The following is a 10,189-nucleotide window of genomic DNA, read 5'->3' on the forward strand; positions in this document are numbered from 1 at the left end:
ATGCTTCTATCTCCCGGAATTTTCTATCGAAGAGCTCTCCAGGGATCCCTGTGCCTAGTTCTTCGGCAAATTTCGCTGACCTTACCCAACCATGCTGCCTGTGCGCCCCCGCGAAACCGTCTCCATGTTCACCCGCGACGGGATCCAACTGGATGCGGATGTCTATCGCCCAGAAGGCGGGGGGAGCTACCCGGTCTTGCTGATGCGGCAGCCCTACGGGCGGGCCATTGCCTCGACGGTGGTGTACGCCCATCCGCGCTGGTATGCGGCCCACGGCTACATCGTGGTCATCCAGGATGTGCGGGGGCGGGGCACCTCCAAGGGCTCCTTCTACCCCTTCCGCCACGAAGCTGAAGATGGGTTTGACGCGGTCAACTGGGCGGCTACGTTGCCAGGGAGCAACGGTGTGGTGGGCATGTACGGCTTTTCTTACCAGGGCATGACCCAACTCTATGCGGCCTCCAGCCGTCCCAGCGCCTTGAAGGCCATCTGCCCGGCGATGTTGCCCTACGATCTCTACGCTGATGCCGCCTACCCGGGGGGAGCCTTTGCCTTCTCCAACAACCTCAGTTGGGCGCTGCAACTGGAAGCTGAGGGAGCCCGCCGGCGGGGAGAGGCCAACGCTTACCAGGCCCTCTTCAAAGCCTCCCGCAACTTGCCCCTCTACGATCCCATCCCCCTCAAGCCGGGCGTGCTGCAGCAATACGCGCCCCAGTCCTACTACTTCGACTGGCTGGAGCACAGCGAACCCGACGACTACTGGCGCCAGCTCTCCCCTCGGCTAGAGGTGGTGGATCTGCCGATGTTGCACATTGGCGGCTGGTTTGACAGCTATCTGAGTGGCAGCCTACGCCTCTACAGGGAGATGAGTGCCCGCAGCCAAAACCCGCAACACCTGATCATCGGCCCTTGGGCCCACCTGCCGTGGGGGCGCAGGGTGGGGGCGCTGGACTTTGGCCCCGAGGCCGTCAGCCCCATCGATCGGCTGCAGGTGCGCTGGTTTGACCAGTTCCTCAAAGGCAAGGACACCGGGATCCTCCAGGAGCTGCCGGTGCGCCTATTCGAGATGGGAGCCAACCGCTGGCGCAGCTTAGAGGCCTGGCCCACCCCGGAGCCAAAAGCTTTTTACCTGCACAGCACCGGCCTGGCTGCCCTCTCCGAACTTGAGGGATCCCTCCGCCCGGAACCCCCACTGAGGCAACAGTCGGATACTTTTGTTCACGATCCCTGGCGACCGGTGCCGGCTTTGGGGGGTCACCTGGTTTATCCTGCCGGGCCGCAAGAGCGCTCTGCCCTCGACTGCCGCACCGATGTTCTCACTTACACCACTCCCCCTCTGGAAACCGACCTCCTCCTGGCGGGGGATATCACGGCAGAGCTCTACGTCGAAGCCGACAGCCCCAGCTTGGATCTCTGCGCCGTGCTCTCCGTGGTCAGGCCGGACGGCCAGGTGTACAACTTTTCCCAGGGCTACCGTCGTCTGCAGGATCCCCAGCCCAATGCCCCCATCTCAATCCCCTGTCAGCCCGCCTGCATCCGCATTCCCCGCGGCCACGCCCTGCGTCTCAGCCTCAGTGCGGCCTGTTTCCCGGCCTATTCCGTCAATACAGGTACGGGGATGCGGGAAGAGCGGCTCATTGAGGCCCGCATTCTCACCCTTACTCTTCACAGCGGCGGCGACACCCCCTCACGGCTGTACCTTCCCATTGTCGAGGGGAGTTGGGGGGAGTAAAAGCTTAAGACCCTACAGCTTCCCATCCCTTCGCAACTCCTGATCACAAACAGATATCAAAAGTTAGGATAGAAACAAGCAGGGCAAGGGAACACCATGTTGCAAGACCCGAAGTTGATCCGGCATTATCAGGCTTTGACCGACGCGCTGGTGGACAGTTGGCATCGCGGCTATCGGCGCACCGACGAGCTGCGCCTGCTGGTGGATGGCTACCTGCTGGCTCTGCGAACTGGCAAGCAATTGCAGCCTTTTGAGATCTACCGCCTTGAAGACGAGGTCAACCGCTTCCTTTACGACCCGTCCAACTTCATGGAGCCGGAACTGGAGCGAGAGACGGAGCCGATGCGGGGTTATTGATACTGCATAGAGAGGGGCCGGGGGCGAGGGATCGAACGCCGCCAGGTGCCTGATAGGCTGGGAAAGATTCGGTTCCTCATTCCAATCTATGGCGGTTTGGGATACGCTGGCAACTTCCCGGCGTCCGGCTCTGCTGGGATCCGGCCTGGGCTTGGGCATAGCCCTGATCCTCTGGTACGGGGTGCTTGGCTACCACGTGCTGCAGATGGGTATCTGGCTGCTAAGTATCCTGCTGGTGGGGCTGTATGTGGCCCAGTTTCCTCCGGCTCAGCTCCCTTGGGATCCGACGCGGCTGCGCTGGCGTCAGGAGCTGCTGCACCTGGGGCTGCTGGCGCTGGTCTTCGCCCCCATCTACCTCTACGACCTGGCCAACATCCCTTTTCAAATCAACACCGACGAGATCGTCATCACCTCCATGGCGCGGCGGGCCTCAGGAGTGCGCTACCCCGATATCTTTGGGCTGATGCCGGAGTATTTCTATTTTCCCCGCTTTATGTTCAGCCTCTTCGGCGGCCTGACGCGGCTGATGGGGGGAGTCACGCTGGTGAATGTGCGCACCGTGCATGCCGCCTTCGGGGTGATCACCACCCTGGTGGCCTACGGGTTTTTTCGCGCCTTCTGGGGATCCCAGCTGGCCTTGGCGGGGGCGATCCTCTTGGGATCCAACCACGCTCTGCTGGGCATCAGCCGCATGGCGATGCGAGAGAATCTGATTGTGCTGGTGGAGTGTGCAGCTCTAGCCTTGATCTTAAAGGGCGTGCGGGAAAAAAATCCCCTGCTTTTGTATTTGGGGGGAGGGGCAGCGGCCTTCTCCCTCTACGGCTATCTGCCGGGGCGGGTGGTCATCCTGCTGGGGTTGCTGTTTGGCGGCCTCTACCTGCTCCTGGGCCGGGAGGATCTGCAGGAGGGGAATAAGCAGGTCAACCCCGTTTGGGCCCTGGCCAAGCTGACGCTGCCGGCGGCGCTGGGTTTTTTTCTGGTGGCCGCACCTATCTTGGTGGCCACGGCTACTTCTCCGCCGGCCAGCACCGAGTATGCCCGCCAGCAATTTCTCTTTTTCCCGGAAGGGCGGGCGCTGCAGCAGATGTGGGTCAATGCGGCTACACCAGCCGAGGCGGTGTGGCGCAACATCCGCAACGGCCTGAGCATGTTTAACGACCCCGGCCAGCACGACCGGGGCTATATCTACCCCAACTATGGCCATGCCTTTGTGGATCCGCTGACGGGGGTTTTGCTCTGGCTGGGCTTGGGATCCGGCCTCTACCGCCTCTGGAAGGGGCGCAGCCAACCCCACGACTGGCTTTGTATGGGCAGTTTCCTATTTCTCTATCTGCTGTTTAGCTTGGCCATCACCAAAGCCCCCAACTATACCCGCCTGCTGGTGATCCTGCCCTTTGTAGCCTACCTAACCCTGGAAGGGATCCAGGCGCTGGTAGCTCTCCTGGGACGTTGGGGATCCTCAGGGAGGAAGTGGCTGCCGGCAGTGGCGATGGCGGGGGCAATCCTGGTGATCGGGGGATGGAACTTGGCGATTTTTGGGGATTTTGTCCACAAGGGGTGGACCCAGGGCAACGATGTGGGAGCCACCGGGCGCTACGTGGCAGCTCGACAAGGGGATCCCAACCACCGCTTTTACCTGGCAGCCAGCGCCGCCTACCCCTATTTCAGTTGGGGAGAGCCTATCTATTGGCAGAGTTGGATCCAATTTTTTGCCGGGCCGGGACAGCAGGTGCAGGTCTTTTCCCCTGAGGCCTTGCCCACCCAAGACCTACAGCCGCCGTTTACCCTGTTCCTGAACCAGGGGGTATGGGATCAGCAAGGGGCAGCGCTGCAGCGGCACTTTCCTCAAGGCCAGTTGCATCGGATCCCTGCCGAGCGAGGGCTGTGGGCGTTTGAAGTGGTGGATGCTTGAAGCGCTGGGCCAGCCGACCAAACTCTGGGTTGAGCTGGCCTTAGCAAATCGGCAGGAAGCCCCGCGCTCTTCCGAACAGTATGTGCTGTGGTGGGACCAGTAACCCTAAGGCGATGAGGCTGGGAGAATCCTTGCCCTTTGGGGCTGTCAAGAGGCGTGCCCAAGCTTGATAACCAGGTGGCGGTTCTTGTCCACCGCGATCCAGCCTTGCTGGCGGAAACGGTTCAAAAGACGGGTGATGGTGACGCGGGTGGTGCCGATGGCATTGGCCAAGTCTTGGTGGGTAAGGCGCACCTGCAGGCGCACCCCCGTCGCCACCGGGGATCCCAACTCCACCGCCAATAGGGAGAGCAACTGGCGCAGCCGCTCTTCCACCCGCCGCCGCCCGGCTAGGGCCAGCAGCGCTTCGGTTTGGCGCAGCCGCCGCACCACCTGCTTGAGCAGCCCTTGGCTCAGGGTTGCTGAGGCTTCCACCTCGGCTGCCGACAGCCGCAACACGTCAACCGCCGTCAATGCCTTGGCCTGGTAGGGATCCAACATCGTCAGCGGGGATCCCAGCGGCATGGAGGGGCCGGCAAATCCCAACAGCGCCTCGCCGCCATTGGGATAGAGAGTCGTCAACTGTACCACGCCCCGACAGACGATCACCCATTCATCCGCAAACAAAGGGATAACCTGTCCAGGACTGTAGGGAGATAAGCTGCGGCCTCGGTAGAGATCTTCTAGTAGTTGACGCTCCCGTGTAGGCAGGCCGGCAGCAAAATGGCCGGGCATCGTTTCAGGCATAAACTGGCTCCGCTAGAGCAAACTGAGCACACTGGTCGTTGGGCTTTCTCCTGCGAACCCACAGCAGCGGGGTTGGCCATCAGTGCTGAGTTCACGGCAAGAGACAGGTGTTCCCGACAACACCATACCGCTTGCCTTCCCGACTGAAGTAAAGGCAAGGTTATGCCTAGGTTAAGTCTCGCTCACTATGCCGTTACAGGGGCGGGACATCATCCCGCTTCGCGAACGGTCTTGGGCTGCGCAGGGATCCCCCGACCGAAGTCGGCGGGAGTGTCGATGTGATCCAGTAGGATCTAAGGATGTCCAGCTCAAGCCTCTAGGAGATCTGCCGTGACGCTGATGGTTCGCGTGATTACTCCCGACCGCATCGTTTGGGATGCCCCCGCTGAGGAAGTGATCCTCCCTGCCACCTCAGGTCAATTGGGCATCCTCACCAACCATGCTCCTCTCTTAACTGCTATCGGCAATGGAGTCATGCGGGTCAAGGCCGGTGGCAAGTGGTCGGCCATTGCCGTGATGGGCGGATTTGCGGAAGTGGAAAATAACGAGGTAACCGTTCTGGTTAACCGCGCCGAGCGGGGAGAAAAAGTGGACAAGGCCGCAGCTCAGGCCCTCTTGGACGAAGCGAGCCAAGTTTTGAATACCAGCAGCGACAAGCAGGAGCGTTTGCAGGCCAAGTTGGATCAGCAGCGGGCCAGAGCCTTGATCCAAGCCGCCGAGATGGGCAGCAAAAGCTGAGGTATTCCCGCCTCTCTCAGCAGGAGCCAATTTGGTCTCGGCAGGGGATCCGGCTACGGGGCTGGCTTTGTTAAGCTGAAGCTTCTGGGGAGCTGGTGGTGCTATGTTCAGTCCTGCAATTGCCGTTCGCGTCAGCGGGACGGAATCCTTTAGCGCGTCGGCCAGCTTGAAGATTGGCCAGGTGGCAGCAGCGGCGGGGTTGCCGGTGCGCACGGTGCGCTACTACGAGTCGCTGGGCCTGCTGAAGCCAACGGTGCAGCGGTCGGAGTCCAGCTATCGCCTCTTCCATCCGGCAGTGCTGGGGCGGCTGGCCTTCATCCGCCGCTGCCAGAGCCTAGGGCTAAGCCTGGAAGAAATTGGCCAGATCCTGCAGCTCCACGACCAGGGGGAACAGCCCTGCCCGGAGATCCGCCAACACCTGCAGGAGAAGCTGCGTCAGATCGAAGAGCGGATAGCGGAGTTGCAAACTCTGAAAGGCCAAATTGAAAGCCTCCTCTCCGATTGGCGGATCCCAGCGGGATCTCCAGCCGAGGATGACGTGATCTGCCCGATTTTACAAAAGCCAGAGGCCGGCCCTGACAAGGTCGGCAGCCACTACTCGACGGTTACCGACTTGGCCAGGTTGCGGGGTTGATCCACATCGGCCCCGCGGCGCAGCGCCATGGCGTAGGCAAACAACTGCAGGGGGATGACATTTAAAACTGCCGACAACAGGGGTGTGGTGCTGGGCACCTCGATGACGTGGTCGGCCTTCTCCCTCACCTGGGTATCTTCTGGGTTGATCAGGGCAATCACCCGCCCTCCCCGCGCCTGTACCTGTTCGATGTTGGAGAGCATCTTCTCGTAGACGGGATCGCGGGTGGCAATACACACCACCGGCATGCGCTCGTCGATGAGGGCGATGGGGCCGTGCTTCATCTCCCCTGCCGGGTAGCCCTCCGCGTGGATGTAGCTGACCTCTTTCATTTTCAGGGCCCCCTCCAGGGCTATGGGGGCGTTGACCCAGCGGCCCAGGTAGAGCATGTCGGCGACGTGGTGGTACTGTTCCGCCAACTGGTCGTAGAGGGCGGCATCTTTCAGAAGCAGGCTGATCTTGCCCGGCAGCTCGATCAAAGCTTGCAGGTGGGATCGGATCTGGGCCGGGTTGAGGATCCCTTTGGCCTGGGCCAGTTGCAGGGCCAGCAGGTATCCCGCCACCAGCATGCCGGTAAATACCTTGGTGGAGGCGACGGCGATCTCCGGCCCGGCGTGAATGTAGAGAACTCCGGCATCCGCCAGGCGCGTGGCCTGGGATCCGATGGCGTTGACGATGGCCAGGGTGGGGATCCCTTGGGCGCGGGCCTCGCTCATGGCCGCCAGCGTATCGACGGTCTCGCCCGACTGGGTGAGGGCCACAAGCAGGCTGTGGGGGCGCAGCACCGGCTGGCGGTAGCGAAACTCGGAGGCATGATCCACCTGCACCGGGATGCGGGCCAGGCTCTCGATAAAGTACTTGAGCACCAGACAGGCGTGCCAGGCGGTGCCGCAGGCCACGGCATGAATCTGCTCCGTCTGGGCCAGTTGCGCCTCTGTTAGCGCCAGCTCCTCTAGAGTCACCCGCCCCTCTTCCAGATCCACCCGCCCCCGCAGCGTATCGGTGGTGGTGCGCGGCTGCTCGTAGATCTCTTTTTGCATGAAGTGCTTGTAGCCGCCCTTGGCCGCCGAGACGGGATCCCAGGCCACCGTGAGGGGGGTTTTGCGCAGCTCCTCGCCGCTGATGCGCAGGTAGCGCACGCTGGAGTCGGTGAGGATGGCCATCTCCCCATCTTCCAGAAACACCACCCTGCGGGTGTGGCGGACAATGGCGGGCAGATCCGAGGCAACGAAGTTCTCCCCCTCCCCTTCGCCGACGACCACAGCGCCGGCGTTGCCCAGGCGGGCGGCAATCAACCGATCCGGCGCCTCCCGATCCAAAGCCACCACGGCATTTCCCCCCCGCAGTTGCCCCATGACTTTGCCAAAGGCCGTCTCGAAGCAGCCCAGCTCCTCGGTGTAGAGGCCCAGCAGTTGGGCGATGACTTCGGTATCGGTTTGGGAGCGAAAGCCAACCCCTCGCCGCAGCAGCTCTTCCTTCAGCTCCAGGTAGTTCTCGACAATGCCGTTTTGGATGACCACGATGCGCCCGCGCGCGTCGCAGTGGGGGTGAGCATTTTCTTCGCTAACACCGCCGTGGGTGGCCCAGCGGGTGTGGCCAATCCCCACCTTGGCCGTGGGCATGTTGGCGGTAAGCTTCACCAGCAGGTTGTGCAGCTTGCCGGTGGCCCGCACGATCCTCAAGCCCTCTTCTGGATCCACCGTGGCAATGCCGGCGGAATCATAGCCCCGATATTCCAAAGTGCGCAGGCCCTCCAAGAGGATAGGAGCCGCCCACTGAAAGCCCACATAGCCGACAATGCCGCACATTCCTCACACCTCAACCTCAGCCACGCCAGCGGTGCAAAGCACCCTATCCGCAAAGCCTACCCCAGCTTCCGGATCCCTTCAATGGCTTTTGCCGCCGCTGCGGGAGCAGACCTCGGCAGGGATCCTGGCTTCCTCCTAGGGAACGGGCTGCTGCTCCTCAAGGGCCAGGGCAAAAGAAACGGGCGCAAAACGGAAGCGATACTCTTGGGCTGCAGCAGGCTGGATCCCGTCTTCTGTTCGCGTAAGCGGGCCGGAGGCCTTAGGGGCGCTGGAGACCAAGTTGCTCAGCCCCAGCACCAGCTCTCGCAGGCCGCGGCGAAACTGGGGATCCCCCGTCAGCTCGTCGATATCGGCGGTGATCTTTTGCGCATTCTGGAAGGTGATGCGGGCCGAGTCCAGGGTTTGGCGCAAGGTCGCCAGGGTGCCCGGATCGTTGAGGTTGGCAGCAATCTGCTGCAGGTCTTCGGTAGCTTGGGACACGTTCTCCGCCGCCGCTCGCACCTCGGCCAGGATCTGGCGCACATCCGCCTGGAGTTGCGGATCCGTCAGCAGCGGGCGAACCGCGCTCGACATGGCTTGCAGATCGGCGCTCACCTGCTGGATATTTTCCAGGGCGGCACGGAGAGAGGTGCGGTTCTGTTCCACCAGAAGGGTGAACTGATCGGCAGCCGCTTGAAAACTGCGGGCCGTTCCTCTCACAGCCCCAGCCGCGTCTTGGATAGCCGTGGCAGCCGAGGTAAATTGCGACAAGTCCAGATCTTCCGTGCGCAGGGCTGCCACCTGCTTTTCCACGGTTTCGGAGAGATCGGCCACGCTGTTGGCGACGCGGGTGATCCCTTCTAGGGTGGCGTTGAGGGTAGCGAAGAACTCGTCGTTGTTGATGCGCGTTACCAGCCGATCCACCTGAACCAGCAACTGGCCGAAATCTACCCCCGGTGTGCCCTCCACCCTATCCCCAGCGCAGATGATTTGGCTGCGGTCGCAATCGGCTGCCAGCGGGGATCCCGCTGCCGGGGCATCGCGTCGGGGCAGGATGTCCATCACCGTCTCCCCCACCAACCCCGTCTGGGTGGTTACAAACAGGGCGTCGCGGGGGATGGCCAGCGGCTGGTCGATGGCCACCTGCACCTCCACTTGGGCCGCCTGGGGTAGGATGCGCTCCACCCGGCCCACGGCTACCCCCCGCAGCCGCACGCTGGAGCCTTCCGCCAGGCCAGATACGTTGGGATAGGTGACGGTAAACTGGAAGCCGCGGCTGCCGAAGCGCAGGTTGTAGATCCACAAGAACAGCCCGGCAAAGCCCAGCACCCCTGCCAGGATCAACAGGCCCACCGCCCCTTCTCGGATTGCTCGCGAACGCATCACACCTGCCCTGCCACTTGAATCGGCCCTTCTACGCTACCGCTGAAAAATTGCCGCACAAAGGGGTTGTCGCACGTTTCGATCTGCTGCACGGATCCCTCCCACTGCACCCGCCCCTGGGCCAAGAGCACGATGCGGTCGGTGGCGCGGTAGATAGTGCTGTGCTGGTGGGTCACCACAATGTAGCTCTCGCAAGCTTTTTTCACCTGCTGCAGATCCCGGATGAGGTCTTCAATCACTGTGGAAGCAATGGGATCCAGGCCCGCCGTGGGCTCGTCGTAGAGCAGCAGTTGCGGCTCGTCCTGGGGCAGAGAAGGATCCTCCATAATAGCGCGGGCGAAGCTGGCCCGTTTGCGCATCCCCCCCGAGAGCTCCTCCGGCAGGCTGTTCTCCTTACCCGCCAGCCCCACTGCTTCCAGCTTGGCTGCCACCAGCTCCCGAATGCGTGCCCGCGGCAGCCGCGAGTGCTCGTAGAGCAAAAACCCGACGTTTTCCTCCACCGTCAGCGAGTCGAAAAGGGCCGCCTGCTGGAATACCATGCCTACCCGCAAGGGGGGAGTGCAGTGGCCGGCCTGAATCGCCGGCAGGGGGATGCCGCACCAGAGCACTTCGCCAGCGTCCGGCTCTGTCAAGCCAGCGATGATGCGCAACAGAGTTGATTTGCCAGTGCCGGAAGGCCCCACTAGCCCCAGAGCATCGCCCCGATGCACCTTCAGATCGACTTGGTCAAGTACCAGCGTGGTTCCAAAGCGCTTGGAAACCTGCCGTAGCTCCACCAAGGGTACGGGATCTCCCTTCCCCGCTCCAGACTGGGGTTGGGGACTCTCCGCCGGCGGCTGCTGTTGGCCGTTCATGCTGGT

9 protein-coding genes are annotated in these 10,189 nt (G+C 62.3%); 5 read left to right on the forward strand and 4 right to left on the reverse strand.

Going from position 1 to position 10,189, the window contains the following annotated elements; all coding sequences use genetic code 11:
* Positions 1–91 precede the first annotated feature (91 nt).
* The 3 genes from NW857_RS10230 to NW857_RS10240 all read left to right on the forward strand — a co-directional run bounded on the left by NW857_RS10230 (position 92) and on the right by NW857_RS10240 (position 4,001).
* On the forward strand, positions 92–1,732 hold the full coding sequence (locus NW857_RS10230; protein WP_414368870.1) for a CocE/NonD family hydrolase: 1,641 nt from the start codon (positions 92–94) through the stop codon (positions 1,730–1,732).
* Between the two features lie 96 nt (positions 1,733–1,828).
* Positions 1,829–2,089 (forward strand): DUF6761 family protein, encoded by a 261-nt coding sequence (locus NW857_RS10235; RefSeq protein WP_414333553.1) that lies wholly within the window; start codon positions 1,829–1,831, stop codon positions 2,087–2,089.
* A gap of 88 nt (positions 2,090–2,177) precedes the next feature.
* Positions 2,178–4,001, forward strand: a complete 1,824-nt coding sequence (locus NW857_RS10240) for a hypothetical protein (protein WP_414368871.1) — start codon at positions 2,178–2,180, stop codon at positions 3,999–4,001.
* Positions 4,002–4,148: 147 nt separating this feature from the next.
* Here NW857_RS10240 and NW857_RS10245 read toward each other — a convergent pair whose 3' ends face one another.
* Positions 4,149–4,787, reverse strand: coding sequence for a Crp/Fnr family transcriptional regulator (locus NW857_RS10245; protein WP_414333557.1), 639 nt, complete (start codon positions 4,785–4,787; stop codon positions 4,149–4,151).
* Between the two features lie 330 nt (positions 4,788–5,117).
* On the opposite strand from NW857_RS10245, the gene atpC reads away from it, so the two are divergent.
* Both atpC and NW857_RS10255 read left to right on the forward strand, forming a co-directional pair.
* Entirely contained in the window at positions 5,118–5,525 is a 408-nt protein-coding gene (atpC, locus tag NW857_RS10250) for an ATP synthase F1 subunit epsilon (protein WP_414333559.1), read from the forward strand.
* 103 nt (positions 5,526–5,628) lie between these two features.
* Positions 5,629–6,159 carry a heavy metal-responsive transcriptional regulator gene (locus tag NW857_RS10255; RefSeq protein ID WP_414333560.1) on the forward strand — a complete coding sequence of 177 codons (531 nt, stop codon included), beginning with the start codon at positions 5,629–5,631 and terminating at the stop codon, positions 6,157–6,159.
* On the opposite strand, the gene glmS is transcribed toward NW857_RS10255, so the two are convergent.
* From glmS to NW857_RS10270, 3 genes are all read right to left on the reverse strand, one after another.
* Entirely contained in the window at positions 6,120–7,967 is a 1,848-nt protein-coding gene (glmS, locus tag NW857_RS10260; RefSeq protein WP_414337327.1) for a glutamine--fructose-6-phosphate transaminase (isomerizing), read from the reverse strand. The two genes, NW857_RS10255 and glmS, sit on opposite strands and share 40 nt — an antisense overlap.
* Positions 7,968–8,102: 135 nt before the next feature.
* Positions 8,103–9,329, reverse strand: a complete 1,227-nt coding sequence (locus NW857_RS10265; RefSeq protein WP_414368872.1) for an MlaD family protein — start codon at positions 9,327–9,329, stop codon at positions 8,103–8,105.
* Positions 9,329–10,183, reverse strand: coding sequence for an ABC transporter ATP-binding protein (locus NW857_RS10270; RefSeq protein WP_414337330.1), 855 nt, complete (start codon positions 10,181–10,183; stop codon positions 9,329–9,331). The genes NW857_RS10265 and NW857_RS10270 overlap by 1 nt, the downstream gene beginning before the upstream one ends.
* Positions 10,184–10,189 lie beyond the last annotated feature (6 nt).

The sequence above is a fragment of the Synechococcus sp. H55.9 genome, assembly GCF_047462355.1.
Taxonomy (GTDB): Bacteria; Cyanobacteriota; Cyanobacteriia; order Thermostichales; family Thermostichaceae; genus Thermostichus.

Bases quoted from the DNA above. Each gene is read 5' to 3' on its own strand.
- NW857_RS10235 (WP_414333553.1), top strand. From the start codon at position 1,829: ATGTTGCAAGACCCGAAGTTGATCCGGCATTATCAGGCTTTGACCGAC.
- glmS (WP_414337327.1), bottom strand. From the start codon at position 7,967: ATGTGCGGCATTGTCGGCTATGTGGGCTTTCAGTGGGCGGCTCCTATC.
- NW857_RS10270 (WP_414337330.1), bottom strand. From the start codon at position 10,183: ATGAACGGCCAACAGCAGCCGCCGGCGGAGAGTCCCCAACCCCAGTCT.
- NW857_RS10245 (WP_414333557.1), bottom strand. From the start codon at position 4,787: ATGCCTGAAACGATGCCCGGCCATTTTGCTGCCGGCCTGCCTACACGG.
- NW857_RS10255 (WP_414333560.1), top strand. From the start codon at position 5,629: ATGTTCAGTCCTGCAATTGCCGTTCGCGTCAGCGGGACGGAATCCTTT.
- NW857_RS10240 (WP_414368871.1), top strand. From the start codon at position 2,178: ATGGCGGTTTGGGATACGCTGGCAACTTCCCGGCGTCCGGCTCTGCTG.
- NW857_RS10230 (WP_414368870.1), top strand. From the start codon at position 92: ATGCTGCCTGTGCGCCCCCGCGAAACCGTCTCCATGTTCACCCGCGAC.
- NW857_RS10265 (WP_414368872.1), bottom strand. From the start codon at position 9,329: ATGCGTTCGCGAGCAATCCGAGAAGGGGCGGTGGGCCTGTTGATCCTG.